Origin of the sequence: Agrobacterium vaccinii, assembly GCF_021310995.1 — a bacterium.
GTDB lineage: Bacteria > Pseudomonadota > Alphaproteobacteria > Rhizobiales > Rhizobiaceae > Agrobacterium > Agrobacterium vaccinii.
Window position 1 is genome coordinate 2,568,580 of sequence record NZ_CP054150.1, and the last position, 24,337, is coordinate 2,592,916.

Genomic DNA, 24,337 nt, shown 5'->3' on the forward strand with positions numbered 1-24,337 from the left:
CACAAAACAAAGGAGACACCCATGAAAAAACTCATCATCGCCGCATCGCTCGCCGCCCTGTTTGCGGGCAGCGCATTGGCTGAAACCATCAAGATCGGCGTGACCCCCGCCGAACACGCGCAGATCATGGAGCAGGTCAAGAAGATTGCCGCGACCAAGGGTCTCGACCTCGAAATCCTCGAATTCTCGGATTACGTCGTGCCAAATCAGGCGCTGGCCGATGGCGAGTTGCAGGCCAATTCCTTCCAGCATCAGCCTTACCTCGACAATCAGGTCGCAGATCGCAAGTTCGATCTCGTCAGCGTCGGCACCACCATCACCACACCGATGGGCGTTTACTCCAAGAAGGTGAAGAGCCTGGACGAGCTGAAGGACGGCGCAACTGTCGGCATTCCGAACGACCCGACCAATGGCGGTCGCGCCATTCTGGTTCTGGCCTCCAAGGGTCTCATCAAGGTCAACCCGGACGCTGGCCTGAAGGTCACGCCTGCCGACATCACCGAGAACCCGAAGAACATCCAGATCGTCGAACTCGACGCTGCCCAGCTTCCACGCTCGCTGGATGATACCGACGCTTCGGTCATCAACACCAACTATGCGACTGCCGGTGGCCTGAACCCGAAGAAGGACGCCATCGCTATCGAAAGCGAAAAGTCCCCATACGCCAACGTCATTGCCGTGCGTTCGCAGGACAAGGACAAGCCGTGGGTCAAGACGCTGGTCGAATCCTACCAGAGCCCGGAAGTGAAGAGCTTCATTCTTGAAAAGTACAACGGCACGGTCATTCCGTCCTGGTAAGCAGCTCTTTCGCTGCCCCTTTTTACAACCTCTCCCATTGATATGGGGGAGGTTTTTTTACGTCTGATTAGCCCTAAATCGAAACGCCAAGACATTTACTTCCAGTGCGTCACAATTGCGAACAGGGCCGACCGCTTTTTAATACCTTTTGAAGACTTGACGCGGAATATGCAGCCTTCAGGGGTAGAAAAGATGCTGTTAGATGCCGCATAAGCATGCCAAAACACTGTCGATCGGCCGGAGCACCGCCGTGGCAGGTGTTTTGTCTGCGCTTGCCATCGTCGTGGTCATCGTCACCGTCCTCATTCTGTCTGCGCTCGGCGATGTCGCCAAGAACACCAACGCGCTGGATGAACAGCGCTCGCAGGAAACGACATCCGGCGCCCTCTCCACTTTTCTCAACCAATTGACCGCGACGCTCAACGATTACGCCGCTTGGGACGATGCCGCACGGTTCGCCTATGCGCCTGACGGCCTGGAATGGCTGATCAGCAATTACGGCGATATGACCGTCAACAGCGAATTGTTCGACACCGCTGTCCTCATCGATATGGACGATCAGATTTTGATGTCCTATCGCCAGGGTGCACCAACGGACTGGTCGCTGTCGGATTATTTCGGCGATGGTCTGGCAGGGCTGATCCAGAAGGTGCGCTCTGCTCCAATCGGGCAGGCCCCAGAAGTTTCGGGCTTTCTGCCCACGAAGGACGGCATTGCCGCAGTGGGTGTCGCTCTGGTGCGCAACAAATCCGGCCTGCTGGACGTGCCTGAAGCCAAAAGACGCTATCTGATTTTTGCGCGTCATTTGACGGCGCAGAAGGTCGAACAGCTTGCCCATACATACATCATCAACGGGCTGTCCTTGCAGCCTGCCGATGCACGCCCGGCTTATTTCGTCAGCATCGCTGATCCACAGGGCAACGTGCTGGGCAATCTGACGTGGCGATCGCAAATGCCGGGTGACATCAGCATGCGCGAGGTAAGCCCACGCATCATGGCGGCGATTGCCATCACCATGCTGTTTTTTCTGGCCCTGATCGCAATCGGCTTCACTGCGCTGAAAAAGCTGAAAAGCGATGAGGCGAGCGCTCGCCGCGAATTGTTGCGCGACAGGCTGAGCGGGCTTTACAACCGCCCCGGCCTTTTTTGGGGTCTGAAGCGACTGCTGCTGCGCTCCAAAGAAGACAATTCCTACGTCAAGCTGATCTATCTCGATCTGGATGGCTTCAAGGAAATCAACGATTCCTTCGGGCATGGCGCGGGTGACCTGTTGATCAAGGGTGTGTCTGCAGCTTTGCAGGTGCTGGTGGCCGAACAGGCCTTGCTGGCACGCCTCGGCGGCGACGAATTCGCCATTGCGGTGCAGGGCTCCGATGCCCGCAATCAGGGACGCCAGCTTTGCGACGACTTGCTGTCGCTGTTTTCCGAACCCTTCATGATCGGCGACCGCGTCGCCTCCATCGGTTGCAGTATTGGTACCGCAGTGTCGAAGGGTGGCGATATCGATGGCGAAGAGCTTTTGCGCCGCGCCGATATGGCGATGTACGAGGCCAAGGAAAACGGGCGTGGCCGCTATATGGCCTACGAGCCTCATATGGATACGCGCCGGGAAGAGAAAAACCAGCTTGAGGCCGATCTGAAATATGCCATTGAGCACGACGAGATCAAGGTCGTGTTCCAGCCTGTGGTCAACACGCTGAGCCGCCGCATTACCGGCGTGGAAGCGCTGGCGCGCTGGAACCGCGCAGGCTACGGCCCTGTTTCGCCCGATATTTTCATCGCTGCGGCTGAAAACAGCGGCCTCATCGACCAACTCGGCCTTTCCGTTCTGCGCAAGGCCTGCAAGGCGGCGATGGACTGGCCGCAGGTCAAGCTTGCGGTCAACATCTCTCCCGTTCAGTTCAGAAACCCGCTATTTTCCAGCCAGGTCCAGGCCATTCTAAGCGAACACGGCATCGAACCCTCTAGGGTGATGCTGGAGATGACCGAAGGTTACTTCATTCACCACCCGGAGCGGGCGGCAGCGGCCATCGAAAAGCTCAAGCAGACCGGGGTCAGCATCGCGCTTGACGATTTCGGGTCCGGCTTTGCCAGCATCGGCTATCTGCGGCAATTCGGTTTCAACCGCATGAAGATCGACAAATCGCTGGTCGAGGCGCTGGATGAAGGCGGTCGCTCGCTGGAAATGCTGACGGCGACGGTGGCGCTTGCAAAGTCTCTGGGCATTCCGGTCACGGCGGAAGGCATCGAAACCGAAGATCAGGCTGCCATTCTGCAACTGTGTGGCTGCGATGAATTGCAGGGTTATCTTTTCTCGAAGCCTGTCCAGCCGGAGCAGATTTTCACGCTGCTTTCCGAACAGGATGCGCCCGTGCGGCAGTTGAAGGTTTCGTAACCCTCAACGGTGTCTGCCATTCCCTCGACTGTGTAAATTTGTTCGCGCCGAAAACAGCGTGCAGCGCGACCGCACGTTCATACCCAACATGTCTGGTTTTGAGGTTGAGGCTTAGTGAGAAGGTTTGGCGTCTTCCGCCGGGGCAGCGACAGCAGCAGGCGCATCGTGGCCTGCATCAGCTGCCTGCGCGTGGTCAGGCTCTGCGGCGACTGCAACGGTGGGGCCCTTGCCGAAAATCAACGACTTAATATAAGCGAAACTGAATATGCTAACGCTATCATTCTCCGGCGTAGACGTCAGCAGTTTCGGATCGTCTGGGCCGGCATGGCTATCCTGCGCGGAAGGCTCGCCATGGCCGCCTTCGCCGGACGCCGCGGGTGTCTCACCATGGCCAGCATCTGGTGGTGCTGCTTCGCCGTGGCCGCTGCTTTCACCGTGACCGGCGGCTGGTTTATCGTGTCCGCTTGGTGCCGCGCCATGACCACCTGCCGGTGCGCTTTCTGCGGCGGGATCGACGCAGGGCGTGAAATCCGTGAGGCTTGCGGCCATATGCTGCGTGTCTTCCAGCGGAAGATCGATCCGCAGGCCATAAAAGACGCCGTCTGTGCTGGGCGCACCATCATAATAATAGGCAGAATAGGTTTTGGCATCCGCTTCGGGCGGCAGTTTCGCGACATCGGGAATGAAGAGGACCTGCGCTGCGACTGCCCTGCCCCGCATATCCGAGCGCATGGTTGGGCCGTGTTCATCCAGAATGGAGACCTGCACCAGATCCGGTTTCAGTTCGTCATAGGTGGTCTTGGCGATGCGAAGTGCCGTCTTGACGCGCTCCGGCCCATCACCGCCCTGGGTGCGGATGAATTTACGAATCCAGACGGCACCGTTTTTCTTGATGTTGACGGTTTGCACGATCTTGCATTCGAGGCCGTTGGCGGAGGCCGTGGCCTGCCCGAACAGGCTTTCGCGACCGACCATGATGGCGGCAACGCCGGACGCTCCCCCGAGAAGGAGGACACCGCCACTGATCAATACGAACTTGCGAGAAAACCGTATTCTCTTGAACACTGCTTTCACGTCGATCGTCCCGACATCCACTACCCCGTTAAAAGTCCGAAATTCGCAAACCGCCCAGGCAGCGAACTGCGAAACGATTTCGGCGCGGCGGCAGTGAGACTGCTTCCGTGCATGTATCAATTCTGACCTGTTCACATTGAAGAAGCTTTAACCGAGCCGATATTCCGCTCCGTCAACTGAACCATTTTTGGATTCCGCGAAAATAAGCGAGACGAACTCAAACCATCTTTATTGCGAATGATTTGCAATATCATTGACAAAATCGTTTCACGGCACCAGATTGAGATTGCGAATTAATCGCATTAGGAGTTCTATAGGCTCATGACATCGTCCGCGCTTCGTCTCTTTCTCTGTGTAGCAACGCTTTTCCTGCCCTTTGCGGCGGGTGCAGCCGACAAGCCGAAGGTCGTCACCACCTTCACAATCATCGCCGACATGGCGCGCAATGTGGCGGGTGACGCAGCCGAGGTGGAGAGCATCACCAAGCCGGGTGCGGAGATTCACAACTACCAGCCGACGCCGCGCGACATTCTCAAAGCCCGCAATGCCAATCTCGTTCTATGGAACGGGCTCAATCTCGAGCTGTGGTTCCAGAAGTTTCTGGCCAACCTTGCCGATGTGCCGAATGTCACGGTGAGCGATGGCGTAACGCCGATGTCGATCAGCGGTGGCGCCTATCAGGGCAAGCCCAACCCGCATGCCTGGATGTCGCCCGACAATGCGCTCATCTATGTCGAGAACATCCGCAAGGCCTTGACGCAGATCGACCCTGCCCATGCGGACGTCTATGCCGCCAATGCAAAAGCCTATTCCGACAAGATCAGCCGCGAGATCCAGCCGATGCGCGATGCCATCGCCGCTCTGCCGGAGAACAAGCGCTGGCTGGTGACGAGCGAAGGCGCGTTCTCCTACCTCGCCCGTGATTTCGGGCTGAAGGAACTGTTCCTGTGGCCGGTCAATGCCGACAGCCAGGGCACACCGCAGCAGGTGCGCGGCGTGATCGATGCCATGCGCGAACATAATATTCAGGTCATTTTCAGCGAAAGCACGGTGTCTCCCGACCCGGCCAAACAGGTGGCCAAGGAAACCGGCGCTGCCTATGGCGGTGTCCTCTATGTGGATTCGCTGAGCGAAGCCGACGGCCCGGTGCCGACCTATCTCGACCTGCTGCGGGTAACGACGGAAACTGTTGTGAAAGGTCTCTCCAAATGATGATGGGAAAGCGCAAGGGCGCAGAAACCGGACTGGCCGTCAATGACGTGACCGTGACCTACCGCAACGGCCACACGGCGCTGCGCAGCGCCAGCTTCTCCATTCCGCGCGGCACCATCACCGCCCTCGTCGGTGTCAATGGCGCGGGAAAGTCCACCATTTTCAAGGCCATCATGGGCTTCGTACCGCTAGCGGCAGGCTCCGTTTCCATCTTCGATGTGCCTGCCCGCGACGCGCTGAAAAAGAACCTCGTCGCCTATGTGCCGCAGGCCGAAGAGGTGGACTGGAGCTTTCCGGTTCTGGTGGAAGATGTGGTGATGATGGGCCGTTACGGCCACATGAATTTCCTGCGTATTCCGTCCAAGCGCGACCACCAGATGGTCGATGAAGCCTTGGCCCGCGTCAACATGGTGGATTACCGCAAGCGCCAGATCGGCGAACTCTCCGGCGGGCAGAAGAAGCGAGTGTTTCTGGCGCGCGCACTGGCGCAGGAAGGCCAGGTCATTTTGCTGGACGAGCCCTTTACCGGCGTCGATGTCAACACCGAAGAACAGATCATAACGCTGTTGAAGGCCTTGCGCGACGAAGGCCGCATCATGCTGGTTTCCACCCACAATCTCGGCAGCGTGCCTGATTTTTGCGACCGGGCGGTTTTCGTCAAGGGCACCGTTATCGCTTCGGGCAAGACCGAAGACACGTTTACGGAAGAGAACCTGCAAAAGGCGTTTGGGGGTAGTTTGCGCCACTTCATACTGGGTGGAGCCGACCTGCATAACGACGCCGACCCGCGCCACCTCAAGGTCATCACCGACGACGAGCGGCCTTTCGTGATCTACAGCAAGGATGGCACGGCAACGGCGACCCCGAAAGCGAAGTGCCATGATTGATACTCTGCTCGAACCTTTCACCTATTCCTATATGCTGAACGCCATATGGGTCAGTGCGCTGGTGGGTGGCGTCTGCGGCTTTCTGTCGTCCTATCTGATGCTGAAGGGATGGTCTCTCATCGGCGATGCGTTGTCCCACGCCATCGTGCCCGGCGTGGCGGGGGCCTATATGCTGGGCCTGCCCTTTTCGCTCGGTGCCTTCATCTCCGGCGGGCTGGCGGCGGGGTCGATGCTGTTTCTCAACCAGAAGACCCGGTTGAAGGAAGATGCCATCATTGGCCTGATCTTCACCTCCTTTTTCGGGCTCGGCCTGTTCATGGTGTCGCTGTCGCCGACATCCATCAACATCCAGACCATCGTGCTCGGCAATATCCTGGCGATCACCCCGGAAGACACGCTTCAGCTGGCGCTGATAGGCGGTATCAGCCTTTTAGTGCTGGCGGTGAAGTGGCGCGATTTCATGGTGGTGTTTTTCGATGAAAACCACGCCCGCACGGTTGGCCTCAACCCCGACCTGCTGAAAATCATCTTCTTCACCCTGCTGGCCGCCTCCACCGTTGCCGCCTTGCAGACCGTTGGCGCATTTCTGGTGGTTGCCATGGTGGTGACGCCGGGTGCCACGGCCTATCTTCTGACCGACCGGTTCGAGCGGCTGATCGGCATGAGCTTCGGCATCGGCGCTGGTACCAGCTTCGTCGGGGCCTATCTCAGCTACTTCCTCGATGGTGCCACCGGCGGCATCATCGTGGTGTTGCAGACGCTGATCTTCCTGACGGCCTTCGTCTTTGCGCCCAAGCACGGCTATCTCGCCTCCCGCGCCAAGGCCAAAGCAGCATTGGAAACCGCGCCATGAGCGAAAACCTGCAACTGGCGATCCTGCCGTTTCAACTGCCTTTCATGCAATATGCCTTCGTCATCACACTGATGATTGCGGTGCCGATGGCGATGCTGTCCTGCATTCTGGTGCTGAAGGGCTGGTCGCTGATGGGCGATGCCGTCTCCCACGCTGTTCTGCCGGGCGTCGTCATCGCCTATATCGTCGGCATTCCCTTTTCCATCGGGGCCTTCATTGCGGGGATGATCTGCGCTTTGGGCACCGGCTTCCTCAAGGAAAACAGCCGGATCAAGGAAGATACGGTGCTCGGCATCGTCTTTTCCGGCATGTTCGGGCTGGGGCTCGTACTCTATGTGAAGGTGCAGAGCGATGTGCATCTGGACCATATTCTCTTCGGCGACATGCTGGGCGTTGCCGTCAGCGACATCATCGAGACAGGCCTGATTGCGCTGGCCGCCACGCTGTTTTTGGTGCTGCTGCGCAAGGACCTGCTGGTCCACGCCTTCGATGCACAACACGCCAAGGCCATCGGCCTGCCGGTGCGCCTGCTGCATTATGGCTTGCTGGCGGTGCTGTCTTTGACGGTCGTTGGCGCATTGCAAGCCATCGGCATCATTCTCTCCGTCGCCATGCTGGTGGCACCCGGTGCCATCGCCTTTCTGCTGACGCGGCAGTTCTCCAGCATGCTGATCGTCGCCGTCATCGTTGCCGTCAGCTCGTCGCTGGCCGGAATATGGGCCAGTTTCCTTATCGACAGCGCCCCCGCCCCGACCATCGTTCTGATCATGACCGGTGTCTTCATCCTCGCCTTCATTCGCACCACCGTGAAAGCGCGTGCCACCAACCGCGTGGAAAAGGCAGCGTGACAGACAATTGTCCGCAATTGAAAAGATTATTTCAGAATCTGCGGAACTACCTGCCGTAGATTCGCGTCATATCTACAGGTTGAAGCGTGGGCGCTCGACCGCATCAATTGACGCAAAGAGGTACGACCATGTTGAAGTGGGCTCTTATATTCTTCGTTATCTCACTGATTGCCGGTGTTTTCGGCTTTACGGGAATCTCGGCGGCGACGGCGGGCATCGCCCGTATTCTGTTCTTCATCGCCGTGGTCGTGTTCCTGATCTTCCTGGTGCTTGCACTGATGGCCGGTCAGGCGATCCTCTGATAGAACGAATGTTAAGGAAAACGGCGGGTCTCAGGGCCCGCCGTTTTTTGTTGTGCTCTACCAAGGACTTCCGTCATGCTCGGGCTTGTCCCACTGCTGTCCGGTTTATTAATCCTCCGTCCATTGGAGCATCAGCTGGTCATTGTGGCATCTGCTGCTGTTGGGTGGTTTGAGAAGACTGTCTGTTCTTTTTCGATGCATGAGGTTGGCCCGCACGAGGCGGGCGAAGATCCAGGGGCTTTTGATGGTCTTCTGGTCTGCCTGCGCCATGCGCAGAAGCAGGAAAGCGATGAGGGCCACGGTGATCTGAATGCGCACGGCGTTTTCTGAGACACCCAGGAAATGCTTGATCTTCAAGGTCTGCTTGACCCATTTGAAGAACAGTTCGATAGCCCAGCGGCGCTTGTAGAGATCGGCGATCTCTTGCGCAGTGGCATCGAGATCGTTCGACAGGATCCGCAGCACCTTGCCGGTATCCTTTTGCACCGTGATCTCGCGAACCGGGTCGCTGAACGGGTTCTTGCGGTTGCCGGCCTGACGGGCAGGCAGCAGACCAATGCGATCCGACAGGATGCGACCACCGTTTGCATCCGCGTCCTCCAGCGGCTGCTCATGCAACACCGTCAAGGGTGTATGGGACTTGAAGCGGGTGACGATGCGGCATCCGGCCTGATCCATCCTGGCCCACCACGAGAAATCATAATAGCCCAGATCAAAGACGTAGGTCGCGCCCGGTTCGATCGGCATGGCCTTGGCGGCGGTGATGTCATTGACATTGGCGGGTGTGACGGCGGCATAGATCGGTCGCTCTGCGCCCGCATCATAGACGATGTGGACCTTGGCTCCGCAAGCCTGATGGGAGAACCGCGCCCATTGCGATCCTGCACCGGAAAGGCGAAGGCTCGTGGCATCAATCAGATAGGTCGCCTCGCCGACGGACCGTCGCAACCCGCGCCCGGCTCGTGCGACCAGCTCGGCAAACAGACCGGTAAAGACCGCACTTGAGCGTTTGGCATTGGCATCAGCCAGTGTCGAACGTGAGGCCGGGCGTGCGCCGAGATGATAAAGGCGTGTCGAATGGCTTTCCAGACCACCTTCGATCTCGCGCAAGCTGACAGCACCGGCGAGTTGCCCATACAGCAGGGCGATCAACTGGCTCTTGGTGGACAATCGCCGGGTATGCTTGTCGGTGCCATGCTCATCCACAAGCCGCTCGAAGGTCGACCAGGAAATGCGCTTCAAAAGATCATGAAAAACGCTATTGTGATGCCGCACGGTGTTGCCCCTCTTTCGTGTCCAAATCGTCGCCAAACGCTTGAATACGAATAGAATCAACACCGTGCGCCGTGTCTACAAATTTAAACCGGACAGCAGTGGGCTTGTCCCGAGCATCTGCCACGTTGCATTTTCGGAGACGTGATTAGATCCTCGGGACAAGCCCGAGGATAACGAAGAAGGGTGCGGCAACTGCCGCCCTACGCCGTCCAACCACCATCGATCACATGAATCTGCCCGGTCGTGAAACCCGCCTCGTCCGACGCCAGATAGGTCACCAGCGCCGCGACCTCTTCGGGTTTGGCAATGCGGCCCATGGGTTGGCGGGCGATGAAGTCTTTCAGGGCCTGATCGTAATCGCCGGTAGCGCGCAGGCGCTCGTGCAGGGATGGGCTGTCAACCGTGCCGGGGCAGATGGCGTTGCAGCGGATGCCCTTAGTGACGAAATCGGATGCGATGGATTTCGTGAGGCCAATGACGGCGGCTTTGGATGCTGTATAAGCAAAGCGGTTCGGCACACCCTTCACGCTTGACGCAACCGACGACATGTTGACGATGGCGCCATTGCCCTGTTCCAACATGGCAGGAAGAAAGGCGCGGCAGGTGCGGTACATGGCTTTGGCGTTGAGATCGAAGGAGAAGTCCCAGTCTTTCTCTTCGCAGTCAAGAATGGTGCCAGCATGGACAAAGCCGGCGCAATTGAAGAGAATATCGGCGCGACCGATATCTGCCGCCAGCGCTTTGACGGCATCGCCATCCAGCACGTTCAGCACCTGCGTTTCGGCTTGCGTCAGCGTCGAAAGTGCTGCCTCATTGATATCCGTGGCGATGACGCGCGCACCGAGGCTGATGAAACGTTCCGCCGTGGCGCGGCCAATGCCCTGCCCTGCGGCGGTGATGACGACTGTCTGGCCGCTGAAATCCTGCGCCATATTATGCTCCTCCCGCCCCATGAGGGCCGTAACCTAAATCGAATATGGATCGACAATTCATATGTAAACAGTGTATTCATATAACGTCAAGTGAACATGGCGATGCGGGGCTATACCGCAAGCCGCAAGCGACCTGAGGACGGATGATCGAAGACGACAGTGAACGTTACCGCGCGCCTGCGCTGGACAAGGGTCTCGACATCCTCGAGCTTCTGGCCAGCACCGATGGCGGGCTGACGCAGGTGGAAATCGCCAAGGCCATCGGCAGAAGCCCTAACGAGTTCTACCGCATGCTGGACCGGCTGGTGCGGCGCGGCTATGTGCAGCGGCAGGATGGCGACCGGTTTTTCCTGACGCTCAAACTCTTCGGTCTTGCGCATTTTCATGCGCCGCTGCGCAGGCTGGTGTCCTTCGCGGCGCCCGTCATGCGCGACTTCTCCAACAAGGCGGCGCAGGCCTGCCATCTGGCGGTCTACGATCGTGGCTCCGTGGTGGTCATTGCCCAGCAGGATTCCTCCACCTACTGGGCCCTATCGATCCGCGTCGGCGCGCAGATGAGCCTGTTCAACACCGGCTCAGGCCACGTGCTACTGGCGTTTCAAACGGACGCGCAGCGCGAGATCATGATTGCCGAGCAGCTTCGTGGGGATGAGCTATCCCTGCCGGACGGGTTGATGGAGCGTCTGGAGCAGATCAGGGCCAGCGGTTTCGAGAGCATGAACAGCTTGCAGACGGCTGGCATCAGAAACATTTCCGCGCCGGTTCTGACGCTGGATGGCACTGCCTTGGCTGCGATCACCTGCCCTTACATCACACCTTTGAACAGCGATGCACCGAGCGCGGACGACTGCGTGGGTCTCATCCGCGATGCGGCGCGCACCATTTCGGAAGTGGCCGCCGGACAATAAAAAACGCGACCGGCAGGGGACCGATCGCGTTTTCTTGACTGGAGGTATTATACTTTAATAACGAGCAACTATCGCGAAGGTTCCAGAATTCTTTAAGCGGCCAGTTGCTTGCGAATGATACCGCGCAGGGATTCGAGATCCTTGGCGAACTGGCGAATACCTTCCGACAGCTTTTCCGTTGCCATGGCGTCTTCATTGAGGTGCCAGCGGAATGCCTTCTCATCGAGAGACTGCAAGGGCTCGGCCTTGGCATCGTCAGCAGACAGCTTGCGCTCCAGTGTGCCGGTGTCCTTGTCCAGCTCTTCTAGCAGCGCCGGGCTGATGGTCAGGCGATCGCAACCGGCCAGCGCTTCGATTTCGCCGACATTGCGGAACGACGCGCCCATGACGACGGTGGAGATGCCGTTGGCCTTGTAATAATTGTAGATCTTGCGAACGGAGACGACGCCCGGATCGGTCTCAGCCGTGTAGTCTTCGCCCGTGAACTTCTTGTACCAATCGAGAATACGACCGACAAAGGGCGAGATGAGGAAGGCTTTGGCTTCCGCACAGGCAATGGCCTGCGCTTGCGAGAAGAGCAGCGTCAGATTGCAATCGATGCCTTCTGCCTGAAGCACTTCAGCAGCCTTGATGCCTTCCCAAGTGGAGGCGAGCTTGATGAGAATGCGATCACGCTCGATGCCGCGATCCTTGTAACCGGCGATGATCTGGTGCGCCTTGGCAACGGATGCCTTGGTATCGAAGGAGAGGTCGGCATCGACTTCGGTCGATACGCGACCGGGAACGAGTTCGACCAGCTTTGCACCAACGGAAATCGCCAGACGGTCCGCAATGGCACCAACCACGGCATCGGAATCGCCACCCTGTTTTTTACCCCAGGCAACGGCCTCCGTTACCGTATCGGCAAACATCGGCGTGCCCAATGCTTTGAGAATAATCGACGGGTTGGTGGTGCAATCCACCGGCTTGAGGCGTGCAACCGCCTCGATATCGCCGGTATCGGCAACAACCGTTGTGATTTTGCGGAGCTGGTCAAGTTTGGACGTCATGCCGTTTGATCCTCGTGATCTCTGGAAAACTGCTTCAGCCGGGTTCCGTTCCACGCAGGGGCGCAATGCCGAAACCGGTTGTTTTCTATGTTTCGAGTATCGCGCCGCACAAACCTCAAAGTCAAGACATTTGCGCAATGCAATTGACATAAGTTTCACAAGAGCGATACTCGCCTCTCAACGAGAGCATGGCGAAAACAGTGGCAAAACTGCGAAGAGACACTCACACGGCCTATTCCGAAGCCGCATCCCTGCGGCTGCGGGCCGCGTGGCTCTATTACAATCAGGGCATGACGCAGAAGGACGTGGCGGAAAAACTGGGCATCAGCCGCTCCACCGTCATCCGCCTTCTGGACGAAGCGATGAAGCGATCCGAGGTGCAGATCTGGATCAATGAGGGCATCGAGGACTATGTCGAACTCGCCATAAAGCTGGAAGCGGCTTACGGGCTGGATGAGGCGATCATCATTCCCTCCGCATCATCAAAAGCGGAAGATATCGCCAAGGCCGTCGGCCTCGCACTCGGCCAGTTCCTGTCGGAGGCCGTGCCCGACAACGCTACCATCGGCGTCGGCTGGGGCCGCACCATGACAGCGTCGCTCTCCAGCTTCCGCCCGCCACGCCGGGAAAACTGCAAGGTGGTTTCGTTGCTGGGCGGTATCGTTGCCGTGCACCAGACCAACCCGCTGGATTATACGTGGCGGCTGGCCAGCGCACTGGGAGCGGAATGCTATATGTTCCTGGCCCCGCTGCTAGTGGATTCCGAGGAAACCCGCCGCGCACTCATCGAAAAATGCGGGTTGAACACGCTGTTCGAACTGGCCGAAAATCTAGACCTTGCTATCGTCAGCTGCGGCGATATCGGGCCGCATTCGACCTCGCTCTCGGAAGGCTTCATTTCCAAACAGACCCATGACGAGCTGGTGGCGGCAGGCTGCGTCTGCGACACCATGTTCAACTTCATCGATGCCGAGGGTCGCTCCGTCGACCACCCCATCAACCAGCGCGCCATGGCGATTGGTCTGGATACGCTGAAAAAGGCCAAACACATCGTCCTCGCCTCCGGCGGCGCCCACCGCGCAACGGCCATCCGCGCCACGATCAAACGCATTGGGTGCAATACGCTGATTACGGATGAAGCGGCGGCGCGGGCGTTGCTGGATTTAGTGGAAAGCTAAAAGGGCGGATAATTCAGTAGATCTCGCGGGGCCATTCGCGCGCGCCATGCTGCACGAATAGAACCTGAATATCGTCACCCATGACCCTGTAAGCCACAATGTAAGGCGTGCCGGGTATGACCAGCTCCCGAGTACCCTCGATATCGCCTCTGCGACCAATGAATGGGTTAGATGCTAGAAGGTCTCCGGTCTTCCTGTGAATGAGACCTATGACGCGAGCCGCCGCTCGTGGATTTTGTTCTGCTATATAGTCGCTAATTGCGACGAGCTCTTTTAGGTATCGCCTTGTCCAAATAATACGCACAGCCGATTAAGCCTGATCGTAACGGTTCAGAACCTCGGCAATTTCTTCGTCGCTGGCGAAACTACCATTGTTTGCATCATCAAGCCCTTCTTTGACACCAGCAATCCACTGCTCCTGCCAAGCTATTGAACGGCCATGCGCAAGAGCGTCCTCAACGATCTGGCTTCGGGTCAAACTGCTCCGCGACGCCAGAAGATCGATGCGGCGGTCGATATCATCGGAAAGTTGGATCGTGCTTTTCATTTGCTCTTCACACGCTTTTCACACGGCGGATTGGAATTTAAATCCATATCACATCGTCCGTTCGCCAATCAAACCTTTCCCGTTTCCCAACCCAACATCGCGCGCTTACGGGTAAGCCCCCAGTGATAGCCAGTCAGAGCCCCGCTTTTGCCCACGGCCCTATGACAGGGGACGACGAAGGAGATGGGGTTGGCGCCGATGGCGGCGCCGACGGCGCGGGATGCGGTGGGTTGGCCGATGTCGTGGGCGACGTGGGAATAGGTGACGGCTTTGCCGAGCGGGATTTTGAGCAGGCTCTGCCAGACGCGGACCTGAAAATCCGTGCCGAGCAGGACGACGCGCAGGGGCTGTTCGCTTTTCCATTTGTCCGCATCGAAAATGCGTGACGCATAGGGTGCAGTGGCGGCGCTGTCTTCGGTGTAGTCGGCATTGGGCCAGCGGCGCGACATGTCTTCGAAGCAGGATTTTTCCTCGCCCGCATCCGCGAATGCGCAACCGGCCAGCCCGCGGTCGGTGATCATGATCAGCGCCAGGCCGAAGGGCGATGGGTGGAAACCATAGCGGATGAGGAGACCGCCGCCCTTGGCCTTCCACTCGCCGGGCGACATGGCCTCGTGGGTGACGAACAGATCGTGCAGACGGCTGGGGCCGGACATGCCGACTTCGAGCGCGGCATCCAGAAGCGGCAGGCTTTCATCGCGCAACAGACGCTTGGCGTGATCGAGCGTCACGGCTTGGAGAAAAGCCTTCGGAGACAGCCCGGCCCAGCGCGTGAAGGTCTTTTGCAACTGCGTGGGCGATTGTCCGAGTTGCGTGGCAATGGTTTCGAGTGAGGGCTGATCGCGGTATTCCACTGTCAGGATTTCGATTACCTGCCGCACGGTCTCGTAGTCCGAACCGACCGGGGTGATGTCATCCTTCAGGGTGATATTAGCGTTCATGGCGTGTCTCCTTGGCATGAGACAAAACCACGTGGCGGTGCGTATCTCCACCCGTTTCTTGCGATCACGCGCTAAATTCTGAGCCGCACCGTGGCCAACGCGCCGCGAAAGGCCTTAGCAAAGCTCTCTCGATCATCTGGGTTGAGAAAAGAGCCGATATCCGTCGTGCGCCCCTCGCCCGAGACATGCATGGAGAGAATGCCGATCTCATCATGGCGCCGGACCCGAAACCGCGCCCAGAAGGGATTGAATCGGTATTCGACCATGCGACCTGCGGGTGAAAACTTGCGGATGGAAAGGCTGGTGCGCGAGACCGTGACCTCCTCCCGCGCCTTGGCTGCCCGGTAATTGGCGCGAAAGGCAAAGTAGAGCAGCAGGAAATCCAGCCCCAGAAAAAGGCCGATGGGCCAAGCGCCGGTGACGAGGAAGAAGACGCCGTAGACGAGGCTAACCGCTCCCGTGAGGCAAAGAAGGACGCGAAAACCCTTGCGTCCCAAAGAGCGATAAGGAACAAGTTCCGCTGTAAAAACCGGCTGCTCGTTTACGCCGTCCACCTTGCCGCCCTCACCCGATGTTTGAACGAAGCCTGATCCCGAATTGTAGTCGCAACATGACAATAGCCAAGAAACGATCCAGCACCCAAACGCCGAAAAAGTCAAATTCCACGGCACGCCGCAAGCCCGCGAAGGTCAAGACGCTCTATTCGCATGATGAGCTGGTCGAGATTTTCCGTCGCTTTTCCATTCAGCGGCCCGAGCCCAAGGGCGAACTGGAACACTCCAACCCGTTCACTCTGGTGGTGGCCGTGGCGCTTTCTGCGCAGGCGACCGATGTGGGTGTGAACCGGGCGACACGCGGCCTGTTTGCGGTGGCCGATACACCGCAAAAGATGCTCGATCTGGGTGAGGAACGGCTGATCAGCTACATCAAGACCATCGGTCTCTACCGCAACAAGGCCAAGAACGTCATTGCGCTGTCGCAGATGCTGATCGACCAGTTTGGTGGCGAGGTTCCGCGCACTCGCGAGGAGCTGGTGATGCTGCCGGGCGTGGGGCGCAAGACCGCCAATGTGGTGATGTCGATGGCTTTTGGGGTGCCGACATTGGCTGTCGACACGCATGTGTTTCGCATCGCCAACCGGCTCTGTCTGGCGCCGGGCAAGACCCCGGACGAGGTGGAAGAGCGGCTGGTGAGGATCATTCCCGACAAATATCTGTTCCACGCGCATCACTGGCTGATCCTGCACGGGCGCTACTGTTGCAAGGCGCGCAAGCCGGAATGCGAGCGCTGCGTGATTGCCGATATCTGCAAGGCGCCGGAAAAGACCTGCGATATTCCCGCATCCCTGGTGGAGTTACCGGCCCAGCTGGTTGCTGAATGACGGATCGCGTCTGCTGATCGCCTTGTGCAGATGCACCATCATCGAGGCTGCAAACAGCGGAGTCAGCAGGTTGAGGAAGGGGACAGCCAGAAACGCGGCGATCACCAGACCAGCCATAAAGACTTTCGTGCCGTGCTTTGAGCGGAAGGCGCGGGCATCGGCTGGCGTGCGGAAGCGCATGGCGGCGAACTCGAAGAATTCCCGGCCCAGCAGATAGCCGTTGACCAGAAAAAACGCGATGAGATTGACGCCGGGAACGAGCAGCAGCAACAGCGCGATGATGTTGCCCAGAATGACCACCCCGAAGAATTTGAGCGACGATGGGATAGCCTCGGTGAGCGGCATGGCCGTGCCAGCCGGATCAGCCGGATAATCCTTCTTCTCGATCACCTCGGCCACATCATCGAGAAACAGACCGGCTATGACGGCGGTAACGGGCGAGATCAACAGACCCAGTGCCAGCGCAAGCCCAAGACCGGCCAGAATGGCGAAGACAAAGCTCAACCAGCCGGCCCATTCCGGCACGCCGGGCAGGAGCGAATCAATCCATGGCAAGGCAAGCCAGATGAAGATGCCGCGAACGGCAAACCAGAGCCCGATGAGCACTAAAATCGTGAGGCCGAGGACCTTCCAGAAGGCTGAGCGGGTCTCTGGTGCAAAAAGATTGCCGAAACCCTGCCGCGCGGCGTAGAAAATCATCATTTGCCTCCATTTAGGCGGATTTAAAATCGATCGAGAGGTGCCGCCTGATGGGTGGCAGATAGGGGTATCGACCCCTCTTGGCAAGAAATGCCGCAACCTCCCAAAAAGAAAAACTTCAACCCATTATTTTGTGCTTGAAGAAAAGCAACCACTAAACTATAAAAACAAACAGGCAAAAAGTTGTATTTCTCGTGGGATTGGGGATCGACGGGATGACGCTTCGCCTATGAAACCCTAGTCGTTACGATTGGCAGCGGGACAGCCGCTTCACCACCATCGTCCGCTAAAGAATAGAAGAACGAGGCGTCGTTGGAAAAATTGCTGATTGATCTCACCCGTTCGCTGAAGACCGGTACACCGTCGGAACGGCGAATTGCGAAATACCTTATCGAGCACCTGGCCGAACTGCCGTTCGAGACCGCTGCGACCCTCGCTGAAAAGCTGAGCCTGAGCCCGATGACGGTAGGCCGCTTTCTGCGCTCGCTCGGTTACCGCCAGCTCAGCGACATTCGAGAACATCTGCGCGAGGAAGCGCATGTTCCAGAAGCCGCACCCACAATGGCACAGGAAGCGCCGCAGACGCCCCTGTCATCGCTGATGTTGCAGCAGATTCAGGCCGTTCAGGCGGTTTACGATCTTGCCGGACAATCCGTATGGAAGACGGCGCTGAGCAACATTGCCGAAAGCCGCGATGTGTTTATCGCGTCCTCTGCTGAAAGCTTCGGCATCTGCCGCTACTTCTACACCAAGCTGCTGGAATCGCGTGAACGCGTTCACTATCTCCAGCGCGACGGTGCAACCTACATCGCGCTGATGGACGAACCCGTCGACGGTACGCTGTTGGTGCTGATGGACTGCGGCGGCAACCTTGCAGCCCTGCAGCGTCTTGCGAAGATGGCCATGAAGGCCGGATACAAGACCGTGCTGATCACCACCCGTTTTTATGAGTGGGGTCCTGACAGCGCTGACATCTGTCTGACAATTCCGCTGGGGCCGAATGGTGGTCACAGCATGTTGCAACTGGTGGCCATCACCGAGTTCATGCTGCATTCTCTTTCTCAGAAAAGCGAAACCGGACGCAGAGACCGGTACCGCCGCATTGGTGACATGCAGCGGGCTTTGAATGGCTGAGCTTGATGGAGCGGTTGATAGCCGCTCCATTTTTCTTTTATCGCCCGGATATGACAATGGCGTGACGGCTTATCACAGCCCCGCCAATTCTTCGCGATGCCGGTACATGGCGAGAAACCGCCTGTAGTCCCGGTCGTAATGGCCAGCCGCCTTGTCGGAGTGCCGGACTTCTCCACCGGAATACATGGCCGCACCGGCAGCCGCCAAACCCTGGTGAACACAACCCGCAGAGGCCGCATTCATGGCTGTGCCGAGAAGAACGGCATCTGCCGTGGCCGGAACGACGATGCGTTTGCCCGTCACATCCGCGTAGAGCTCCATGAGAAGCGGATTGTGCACGTGACCGCCGGTGACGTGCAGCGTTTCAACCGTATAGCCGAAGCCTTCCATGGCATCCAGCACATGCCGTGCACCCAGCGCGATCGCCACCGCCGTGCGCCAATAGAGGCGGCAGAGGCTGTCGAAGGAGGTGTCGAGGGTGAGACCGCTGACGACGCCACGGGCGTGCGGATCGGCCAGCGGCGAGCGGTTGCCGTGGAAATCTGGCAAGACATGAAGGTGATCGGCAAAGCCCTCGCCTTCCGTGCGGCGCAAATCCAGCACGCGCTCCACGATGCGGGCATGGAGCGCCGATGTCGGATCGCCGCCTGCGGCATGCATAAGCACGACGTGGTCGAGGAGCGCGCCGGTTGCCGACTGTCCACCTTCCACCAGCCAGTGGCCGGGAAGCACGGCCTGCCAATATGGGCCCCACAGGCTGTGGCCGGGCATACGCGTTGGCGTCAGCGTCACGAGGCAGCTGGATGTCCCGGCAATCAGCGCAACATTGCTGCCGACATTCGATTGCAGACTGCCGCCGAGAGCGCCCAGCGCGCCTGCATAGGCATCGATCATGCCCGCCGCGACGTCGCAATCCGTATCAAGCCCGAGTTCTTCAGCCGCTTGCGCTGAGAGCTTGCCGACGCTCTGGCCGGGCGCGACGGTTTGTGTGGGCAGGTTGCCGCGTTGCAGGAGATCGCCAAGGCCAGCTATTTCAAGATAATCCTGGCGCCAGCCTTGCCCTTCATGGGCCAGAAAATTCCATTTGGCCGTAAGGGTGCAATTGGAGCGCTGCGTGCTGCCGCTTGCCTTCCATGTCAGGAAATCGGCGAGATCGAAGAGATAACCGGCCTTGGCCCAGCTGTCCGGCAGATGTTTTTTGAGCCACATCAGCTTGGGCATCTGCATCTCAGGCGAGATCGAGCCGCCCGCAAAATCCAGCACGGGGTGGCCGGAGGCACTGAGAAAGTCTGCTTCAGCAATGGCACGGTGATCGAGCCAGACGATGGTGTCGAAACGCTCTTCGCCTGTGGTGGACACCGTGACCTGCTCACCCTGCGAACCGCGCACGACGAGCGAACAGGTGGCGTCGAAGCCGATGGCAGCGACGGAAGATGCAGCAATGCCAGCACCCGCCATGGCCTTGCGCACGGCGATGCAGACGGCGTTCCAGATGTCGGCGGAATCATGCTCGGCGTGGTTTTCCTTTGGCCTTTGCATGATGATGGGATGGGTTGTGCGTGCCATCAGCTTGCCGCTCGCATCGAAAACGCCAGCGCGGGCGCTGCCCGTGCCGACATCGACAGCAACAAGATGTTGACGCATGCCCCTCATTCCTGTCCTTGTGACAGGAATCCAGCCGACGCGCGTCCGCGCGGCGGAAAGAACCCTTTCAGCCCAAAGACTTGGGCTGGCTGGATTCCTGTGACAAGCACAGGAATGAGGGAGCAATAAGTGTCGATGCGCACGTCAATCAGCCTTCATTCCAGAACTGCCGCGTATCTTAATGATCGGCCACAAGTTGGACCAAATCCGGCATGGCGTCAAACACCAGATCGGGTTTCAGGCTGGCAATATGGTCACGAAATGCCGGGAACCGGGCATGCGAGCCGCCGGTAAAGGCAAACACGCGCATCCCCGCCGCCTTGGCAGCGGCAATTCCAGCCGGACTATCCTCGATGACGATACAGTCCCTCGGATCAACCTGCATCTGACCTGCGGCATGCAGGAAGAGGTCCGGTGCAGGCTTGCCGTTTTTCACCATGGTGGCGCTGAAGATGTGCGGCTCGAGCTTGTCGAGCAGGCCAGTGAGGCCGAGCGAATAGCGGATACGCTCCGGCTGGCTGGAGGAGGCGACGCAGCGTGGCACCGACAGGCGATCCAGCGTTTCGGCCATGCCCTCTATGGCTTTCAGCTCATCGCGAAAGCGCTGGAAGAGTTCGCTGCGCATGTGTTCGAGAAAATCGATGTCGGTTTCGACGCCGTATTCGTCCCACAACGTCGCGGTCATGCTGGCAACGCTGCGGCCGAGGAAGCGCTGATAGGCTTCCTCTTCGGTGATCTGGACGCCCTGATGGGCGACCATGTCGATCAGAACCGCGATAGAGACCGGCTCGCTATCCACGAGAACGCCGTCGCAATCAAAGATCAGCAAAGGCGCGTTCCCGGTTTGCATGGCACATCTCTTTTCGTCAGCTGACGAGTTTGTTTTGCAGATAAAGTTCAAGCGTCTCGGCTGTACCCTTCTCCCACAATGTCTTCAAGGCATGGGCGAAGCGTTTGCGGAACAGGTCCGATTTGGCGACCTCGCCAAAGATATCGTCCAGCGCCAGAAACGCCATCGGATCGTCCTTGGCCTTGATGGCTGCGGCCTGAAGGCGCTCGGCGCTGGCATCGTTGAATACGATTTTTGCGCCGCTATCGGATGTGCCTGCAAAATAGCGGCACCAGAGCGCAGACACCAGCGAGAGGCCCACAATGTCATCGCCCTTTTCCAGACGATCCGCCGTCGATGGCAGGATGAATTTCGGCTGGCGGTTGGAGCCATCCTGCGCCAGACGCGGAATGGTATCGCCGATCTTGGGGTTGAGGAACCGCCGCTCGATCAGGTCGAAATACTCGTTGAGATCGGTATTCGGCACCGGCGGAATGATCGGGATGATCTCTTCCTTCTCCAGCTTGGCGAGGAAAGCGCGGATCAGCGGATGCTCCATCGCTTCATGCACGAAGTGGATGTCGAGAAGAGCCGCCGGATAGGCAATCGCCGCGTGGCCGCCATTCAGGATGCGGATTTTCATATGCTCATAGGGCGCGACTTCGTGCACGAACTGCACGCCGACCTTTTCCAGCGCCGGGCGGCCCGCCGGGAAATTGTCTTCCATCACCCACTGCTTGAACTCTTCGCAAAAGACCGGCCAGTTATCGTCGATGCCGAAATCATCGCGGGCGATATCGCGTTCGCGGTCGCCGGTCGCAGGCGTAATTCGGTCCACCATGGAATTGGGGAAGGAAACGTTGTCGCTGATCCAGTTGGCAAAGGCTGGATCGGAGATTGCCGCGAGCCCGACGACAGCGTTTTTTGTGACCTTGCCATTGTGCGGAATGTTATCGCAGGACATGACGGTGAAAGGCTGAATGCCCTTGTCCTTTCGGGCTTTCAGGCCAGCGACGATGAGGCCGAAGACCGTCTTCGGTGCCGTCGGGTTCTTGCCGTCTTCGGCAATGGCCGGATGCTGCGGATTGAACGTGCCCGACGCATCGATAAAATAGCCGCCTTCGGTGATCGTCATCGAGACAATGCGGATTTTCGGATCGGCCAGCGTTTCGATGGTGGCTGCGATGTCACCGATCTTCAAGATGTCGATCATCGGGGCGGTGACGCGCGCGCCGGTGCGGTTGTTGTCCTGCTCAACGACCGTCGTCAGGAAATCCTGGGCCGCCAGCTTTTCCCGCATGACGGTGTCAGATGGCAGAACGCCCGCGCCGATGATGGCCCAGTCATGGTCGGCACCTGTGTTGAACAGATCGTCCAGATAGATCGCCTGATGGGCGCGGTGGAAATTGCCCACGCCGAAATGCACGATACCGGCGGAAAGGTCGCTGCGGGAATAGGACGGAACCGACGCCGTTGCCTTGACCTGATCGAGCGTTGCGAGCGAGAGTTTTGATGTCATGAGACGATCCTCGAATTTCCTGTCATGGAGCAGTCGCCGAAGCTGGCCGCTGATACGGCCAGCCATCCGGCGATGCGGTCTGGCCCTTAGATGGCGAGACCCTTGCTATCGAACTTGTGGATTTTGCTGTCATCCGGCGTGATGAAAACGGTATCGCCATGCTGACACGCAAACTCGCCACCGGCACGGGCGGTGATCATACCGATCTCATCGACATTGATGTGGATGAATGTGTCGGAGCCCAGATGTTCGGCCACCGTGACCTTGCCGTGCCACAGACCGCTTTCCTTCGACAGCAGCAGATGTTCCGGCCGAACGCCGACCGTATCGCCACCCTTGGCGGCAGCATAGGCACCCTTGACGAAGTTCATGCGCGGCGAACCGATGAAGCCTGCGACGAAGAGATTGCGTGGCGTCTTGTAAAGCTCCATCGGCGAGCCGACCTGCTCGATGTTGCCGCGATTGAGCACGACGATCTTGTCGGCCATGGTCATGGCTTCCACCTGGTCGTGGGTGACGTAGATCATCGTCGTCTTCAGCGTGTTGTGCAGCTCGGAGATTTCCAGCCGCATGGTGCCGCGCAGCGAGGCGTCAAGGTTGGACAGGGGCTCATCGAACAGGAACGCCGAGGGTTCACGCACGATGGCGCGACCGATGGCGACGCGCTGGCGCTGGCCGCCTGACAGTTGCGAGGGGCGACGGTCCAGATAATCGGTGAGGTTTAGCACGCTTGCGGCATCATTGACCTTCTTGTCGATGACGGCCTTGTCGAGCTTGGCCATTTTCAGCGGGAAGCCAATATTGTTGCGCACGCTCATATGCGGGTAAAGCGCATAGGACTGGAACACCATGGCAAGGCCGCGTTCTGCCGGAGCCTTTTCGCTCACATCCTTGCCATCGATGATGATCTGGCCGCCGGTGACATCCTCAAGGCCTGCAATGAGGCGCAGAAGCGTGGACTTGCCGCAGCCGGACGGACCGACGAAGACCACGAACTCGCCGTCTTCGATATCGAGATCGATGGAGGGGATGACCTTGGCTTCACCAAAGACCTTGGAAACTTTTCTAAGGGAAATGCTGCCCATTTTCTTATTCCTTATTTCACCGCGCCGAAGGTCAGGCCGCGAACGAGTTGTTTCTGGGAGAACCAGCCAAGCACGAGGATCGGCGCAATTGCCATCATCGAAGCGGCAGACAGCTTCGCCCAGAACAGACCTTGCGGGCTGGAGAAGGAGGCGATGAAGGCTGTGAGCGGTGCGGCATTGGTGGTGGTGAGACGAATGGTCCAGAAAGATTCGTTCCACGCCAGAATGATGTTGAGAAGAAGCGTCGAGGCAATGCCGGGGATCGCCATCGGCGTCAGCACGTAAACGATCTCGTTCCACAACGACGCACCATCCATGCGGGATGCTTCGAGAATCTCACCCGGAATTTCCCGAAAATATGTGTAGAGCATCCACACCACGATCGGCAGATTGATGAAGGTGAGCATGATGGTGAGACCAATGCGCGTATCGAGCAGACCGGCATTTCGGAAGATGAGGTAAATCGGCACCAGCACCGCCACCGCAGGCATCATCTTGGTGGAGAGCATCCACATCAGAATATCCTTGGTGCGCTTGGTGGGCGAAAACGCCATGGCCCAGGCCGCGGGGATTGCGATGATGAGGGCGACGATGGTGGAGCCGACCGAGAGGATCACCGAGTTCATGAACGGCTTGAAGTAATCGCGCTGCGTGTTCACAGTGATGTAGTTTTCAAACGTGCCCGATGGCCAGAGGCTGAAGCCCGCAATGGCTTCCGGCTCCGTTTTCAACGACGTCAGAAACGCATAGAGGATCGGGAAGAACAGCAGGAGGGCAATGACCCAGGCGGCGATGGTGAAGCCGATTTTGGAGCGTGTCGAGACTTTACGAGCCATGATCCTGTCTC

At 58.4% G+C, this 24,337-nt stretch carries 25 protein-coding genes; 11 read left to right on the forward strand and 14 right to left on the reverse strand.

What is annotated here, in order from left to right; translation table 11 throughout:
• Positions 1 to 21: 21 nt before the first annotated feature.
• Both HRR99_RS12655 and HRR99_RS12660 read left to right on the forward strand, forming a co-directional pair.
• Positions 22 to 798 carry a MetQ/NlpA family ABC transporter substrate-binding protein gene (locus HRR99_RS12655; RefSeq protein WP_045228324.1) on the forward strand — a complete coding sequence of 259 codons (777 nt, stop codon included), beginning with the start codon at positions 22 to 24 and terminating at the stop codon, positions 796 to 798.
• A 202-nt stretch (positions 799 to 1,000) separates the two neighbouring features.
• Positions 1,001 to 3,193: a putative bifunctional diguanylate cyclase/phosphodiesterase gene (locus tag HRR99_RS12660; protein WP_233121971.1), complete on the forward strand. Its 2,193-nt coding sequence runs from the start codon at positions 1,001 to 1,003 to the stop codon at positions 3,191 to 3,193.
• A gap of 111 nt (positions 3,194 to 3,304) precedes the next feature.
• Here the strand turns inward: HRR99_RS12660 and HRR99_RS12665 are convergent, their stop codons facing one another.
• A complete protein-coding gene (locus HRR99_RS12665) occupies positions 3,305 to 4,267 on the reverse strand; it encodes a hypothetical protein (protein WP_233121972.1) in 963 nt (320 codons plus the stop codon).
• A 321-nt stretch (positions 4,268 to 4,588) separates the two neighbouring features.
• Between HRR99_RS12665 and HRR99_RS12670 the strand changes: the two genes are divergently transcribed.
• The 5 genes from HRR99_RS12670 to HRR99_RS12690 all read left to right on the forward strand — a co-directional run bounded on the left by HRR99_RS12670 (position 4,589) and on the right by HRR99_RS12690 (position 8,369).
• Complete coding sequence (locus HRR99_RS12670) at positions 4,589 to 5,479, forward strand: metal ABC transporter substrate-binding protein (RefSeq protein ID WP_233121973.1); 891 nt, start codon at positions 4,589 to 4,591, stop codon at positions 5,477 to 5,479.
• Complete coding sequence (locus tag HRR99_RS12675) at positions 5,479 to 6,366, forward strand: manganese/iron ABC transporter ATP-binding protein (protein WP_422387316.1); 888 nt, start codon at positions 5,479 to 5,481, stop codon at positions 6,364 to 6,366. The genes HRR99_RS12670 and HRR99_RS12675 overlap by 1 nt, the downstream gene beginning before the upstream one ends.
• Entirely contained in the window at positions 6,359 to 7,219 is an 861-nt protein-coding gene (locus HRR99_RS12680) for a metal ABC transporter permease (protein ID WP_233121974.1), read from the forward strand. The genes HRR99_RS12675 and HRR99_RS12680 overlap by 8 nt, the downstream gene beginning before the upstream one ends.
• The gene (locus HRR99_RS12685) at positions 7,216 to 8,067 is read left to right on the forward strand and encodes a metal ABC transporter permease (protein ID WP_233121975.1); all 852 of its coding nucleotides are present in this window, start codon (positions 7,216 to 7,218) and stop codon (positions 8,065 to 8,067) included. Before HRR99_RS12680 ends, HRR99_RS12685 begins: the two co-directional genes overlap by 4 nt.
• Positions 8,068 to 8,195: 128 nt before the next feature.
• Entirely contained in the window at positions 8,196 to 8,369 is a 174-nt protein-coding gene (locus HRR99_RS12690) for a DUF1328 domain-containing protein (protein WP_045228307.1), read from the forward strand.
• A 108-nt stretch (positions 8,370 to 8,477) separates the two neighbouring features.
• Here the strand turns inward: HRR99_RS12690 and HRR99_RS12695 are convergent, their stop codons facing one another.
• The gene (locus HRR99_RS12695) at positions 8,478 to 9,644 is read right to left on the reverse strand and encodes an IS4 family transposase (protein ID WP_233121976.1); all 1,167 of its coding nucleotides are present in this window, start codon (positions 9,642 to 9,644) and stop codon (positions 8,478 to 8,480) included.
• 200 nt (positions 9,645 to 9,844) lie between these two features.
• Positions 9,845 to 10,576, reverse strand: a complete 732-nt coding sequence (locus tag HRR99_RS12700) for an SDR family oxidoreductase (protein WP_233121977.1) — start codon at positions 10,574 to 10,576, stop codon at positions 9,845 to 9,847.
• Between the two features lie 143 nt (positions 10,577 to 10,719).
• Here HRR99_RS12700 and HRR99_RS12705 point away from each other — a divergent pair, with 143 nt between their 5' ends.
• Positions 10,720 to 11,484 (forward strand): IclR family transcriptional regulator, encoded by a 765-nt coding sequence (locus HRR99_RS12705; protein WP_233121978.1) that lies wholly within the window; start codon positions 10,720 to 10,722, stop codon positions 11,482 to 11,484.
• Between the two features lie 92 nt (positions 11,485 to 11,576).
• Here HRR99_RS12705 and tal read toward each other — a convergent pair whose 3' ends face one another.
• Positions 11,577 to 12,533: a transaldolase gene (gene tal, locus HRR99_RS12710; RefSeq protein ID WP_233121979.1), complete on the reverse strand. Its 957-nt coding sequence runs from the start codon at positions 12,531 to 12,533 to the stop codon at positions 11,577 to 11,579.
• A gap of 188 nt (positions 12,534 to 12,721) precedes the next feature.
• On the opposite strand from tal, the gene HRR99_RS12715 reads away from it, so the two are divergent.
• Positions 12,722 to 13,711, forward strand: a complete 990-nt coding sequence (locus tag HRR99_RS12715; protein WP_233121980.1) for a sugar-binding transcriptional regulator — start codon at positions 12,722 to 12,724, stop codon at positions 13,709 to 13,711.
• A 13-nt stretch (positions 13,712 to 13,724) separates the two neighbouring features.
• Here HRR99_RS12715 and HRR99_RS12720 read toward each other — a convergent pair whose 3' ends face one another.
• The 4 genes from HRR99_RS12720 to HRR99_RS12735 all read right to left on the reverse strand — a co-directional run bounded on the left by HRR99_RS12720 (position 13,725) and on the right by HRR99_RS12735 (position 15,753).
• Positions 13,725 to 14,015 carry a type II toxin-antitoxin system RelE/ParE family toxin gene (locus HRR99_RS12720; protein ID WP_233121981.1) on the reverse strand — a complete coding sequence of 97 codons (291 nt, stop codon included), beginning with the start codon at positions 14,013 to 14,015 and terminating at the stop codon, positions 13,725 to 13,727.
• A gap of 6 nt (positions 14,016 to 14,021) precedes the next feature.
• On the reverse strand, positions 14,022 to 14,258 hold the full coding sequence (locus HRR99_RS12725) for a CopG family ribbon-helix-helix protein (protein WP_233121982.1): 237 nt from the start codon (positions 14,256 to 14,258) through the stop codon (positions 14,022 to 14,024).
• Between the two features lie 68 nt (positions 14,259 to 14,326).
• Positions 14,327 to 15,199: a methylated-DNA--[protein]-cysteine S-methyltransferase gene (locus HRR99_RS12730; protein ID WP_233121983.1), complete on the reverse strand. Its 873-nt coding sequence runs from the start codon at positions 15,197 to 15,199 to the stop codon at positions 14,327 to 14,329.
• 71 nt (positions 15,200 to 15,270) lie between these two features.
• Entirely contained in the window at positions 15,271 to 15,753 is a 483-nt protein-coding gene (locus tag HRR99_RS12735; protein ID WP_233121984.1) for a DUF2244 domain-containing protein, read from the reverse strand.
• A gap of 56 nt (positions 15,754 to 15,809) precedes the next feature.
• Here HRR99_RS12735 and nth point away from each other — a divergent pair, with 56 nt between their 5' ends.
• Positions 15,810 to 16,580, forward strand: a complete 771-nt coding sequence (gene nth, locus HRR99_RS12740) for an endonuclease III (protein WP_233121985.1) — start codon at positions 15,810 to 15,812, stop codon at positions 16,578 to 16,580.
• On the opposite strand, the gene HRR99_RS12745 is transcribed toward nth, so the two are convergent.
• Positions 16,554 to 17,279 carry a sulfate transporter family protein gene (locus HRR99_RS12745; protein WP_233121986.1) on the reverse strand — a complete coding sequence of 242 codons (726 nt, stop codon included), beginning with the start codon at positions 17,277 to 17,279 and terminating at the stop codon, positions 16,554 to 16,556. The two genes, nth and HRR99_RS12745, sit on opposite strands and share 27 nt — an antisense overlap.
• Before the next feature lie 312 nt (positions 17,280 to 17,591).
• Here HRR99_RS12745 and HRR99_RS12750 point away from each other — a divergent pair, with 312 nt between their 5' ends.
• Positions 17,592 to 18,413, forward strand: coding sequence for a MurR/RpiR family transcriptional regulator (locus HRR99_RS12750; RefSeq protein ID WP_233121987.1), 822 nt, complete (start codon positions 17,592 to 17,594; stop codon positions 18,411 to 18,413).
• 72 nt (positions 18,414 to 18,485) lie between these two features.
• Here HRR99_RS12750 and HRR99_RS12755 read toward each other — a convergent pair whose 3' ends face one another.
• From HRR99_RS12755 to HRR99_RS12775, 5 genes are all read right to left on the reverse strand, one after another.
• Positions 18,486 to 20,057: an FGGY-family carbohydrate kinase gene (locus tag HRR99_RS12755; RefSeq protein ID WP_233121988.1), complete on the reverse strand. Its 1,572-nt coding sequence runs from the start codon at positions 20,055 to 20,057 to the stop codon at positions 18,486 to 18,488.
• 178 nt (positions 20,058 to 20,235) lie between these two features.
• Positions 20,236 to 20,907, reverse strand: a complete 672-nt coding sequence (locus HRR99_RS12760; protein ID WP_233121989.1) for an HAD family hydrolase — start codon at positions 20,905 to 20,907, stop codon at positions 20,236 to 20,238.
• Between the two features lie 16 nt (positions 20,908 to 20,923).
• A complete protein-coding gene (locus tag HRR99_RS12765; RefSeq protein ID WP_233121990.1) occupies positions 20,924 to 22,405 on the reverse strand; it encodes a mannitol dehydrogenase family protein in 1,482 nt (493 codons plus the stop codon).
• A gap of 86 nt (positions 22,406 to 22,491) precedes the next feature.
• Positions 22,492 to 23,490 (reverse strand): ABC transporter ATP-binding protein, encoded by a 999-nt coding sequence (locus HRR99_RS12770; RefSeq protein WP_233121991.1) that lies wholly within the window; start codon positions 23,488 to 23,490, stop codon positions 22,492 to 22,494.
• A gap of 11 nt (positions 23,491 to 23,501) precedes the next feature.
• On the reverse strand, positions 23,502 to 24,326 hold the full coding sequence (locus HRR99_RS12775; protein ID WP_045228297.1) for a carbohydrate ABC transporter permease: 825 nt from the start codon (positions 24,324 to 24,326) through the stop codon (positions 23,502 to 23,504).
• Positions 24,327 to 24,337: the final 11 nt, after the last annotated feature.

Excerpts from the sequence above, each read along its gene's own strand:
- HRR99_RS12655 (WP_045228324.1), top strand. The coding sequence starts at position 22 with ATGAAAAAACTCATCATCGCCGCATCGCTCGCCGCCCTGTTTGCGGGC.
- HRR99_RS12660 (WP_233121971.1), top strand. The coding sequence starts at position 1,001 with ATGCCGCATAAGCATGCCAAAACACTGTCGATCGGCCGGAGCACCGCC.
- HRR99_RS12670 (WP_233121973.1), top strand. The coding sequence starts at position 4,589 with ATGACATCGTCCGCGCTTCGTCTCTTTCTCTGTGTAGCAACGCTTTTC.
- HRR99_RS12675 (WP_422387316.1), top strand. The coding sequence starts at position 5,479 with ATGATGGGAAAGCGCAAGGGCGCAGAAACCGGACTGGCCGTCAATGAC.
- HRR99_RS12680 (WP_233121974.1), top strand. The coding sequence starts at position 6,359 with ATGATTGATACTCTGCTCGAACCTTTCACCTATTCCTATATGCTGAAC.
- HRR99_RS12685 (WP_233121975.1), top strand. The coding sequence starts at position 7,216 with ATGAGCGAAAACCTGCAACTGGCGATCCTGCCGTTTCAACTGCCTTTC.
- HRR99_RS12690 (WP_045228307.1), top strand. The coding sequence starts at position 8,196 with ATGTTGAAGTGGGCTCTTATATTCTTCGTTATCTCACTGATTGCCGGT.
- HRR99_RS12700 (WP_233121977.1), bottom strand. The coding sequence starts at position 10,576 with ATGGCGCAGGATTTCAGCGGCCAGACAGTCGTCATCACCGCCGCAGGG.
- HRR99_RS12705 (WP_233121978.1), top strand. The coding sequence starts at position 10,720 with ATGATCGAAGACGACAGTGAACGTTACCGCGCGCCTGCGCTGGACAAG.
- tal (WP_233121979.1), bottom strand. The coding sequence starts at position 12,533 with ATGACGTCCAAACTTGACCAGCTCCGCAAAATCACAACGGTTGTTGCC.
- HRR99_RS12715 (WP_233121980.1), top strand. The coding sequence starts at position 12,722 with ATGGCGAAAACAGTGGCAAAACTGCGAAGAGACACTCACACGGCCTAT.
- HRR99_RS12725 (WP_233121982.1), bottom strand. The coding sequence starts at position 14,258 with ATGAAAAGCACGATCCAACTTTCCGATGATATCGACCGCCGCATCGAT.
- HRR99_RS12730 (WP_233121983.1), bottom strand. The coding sequence starts at position 15,199 with ATGAACGCTAATATCACCCTGAAGGATGACATCACCCCGGTCGGTTCG.
- nth (WP_233121985.1), top strand. The coding sequence starts at position 15,810 with ATGACAATAGCCAAGAAACGATCCAGCACCCAAACGCCGAAAAAGTCA.
- HRR99_RS12745 (WP_233121986.1), bottom strand. The coding sequence starts at position 17,279 with ATGATTTTCTACGCCGCGCGGCAGGGTTTCGGCAATCTTTTTGCACCA.
- HRR99_RS12755 (WP_233121988.1), bottom strand. The coding sequence starts at position 20,057 with ATGCGTCAACATCTTGTTGCTGTCGATGTCGGCACGGGCAGCGCCCGC.
- HRR99_RS12760 (WP_233121989.1), bottom strand. The coding sequence starts at position 20,907 with ATGCAAACCGGGAACGCGCCTTTGCTGATCTTTGATTGCGACGGCGTT.
- HRR99_RS12765 (WP_233121990.1), bottom strand. The coding sequence starts at position 22,405 with ATGACATCAAAACTCTCGCTCGCAACGCTCGATCAGGTCAAGGCAACG.
- HRR99_RS12770 (WP_233121991.1), bottom strand. The coding sequence starts at position 23,490 with ATGGGCAGCATTTCCCTTAGAAAAGTTTCCAAGGTCTTTGGTGAAGCC.
- HRR99_RS12775 (WP_045228297.1), bottom strand. The coding sequence starts at position 24,326 with ATGGCTCGTAAAGTCTCGACACGCTCCAAAATCGGCTTCACCATCGCC.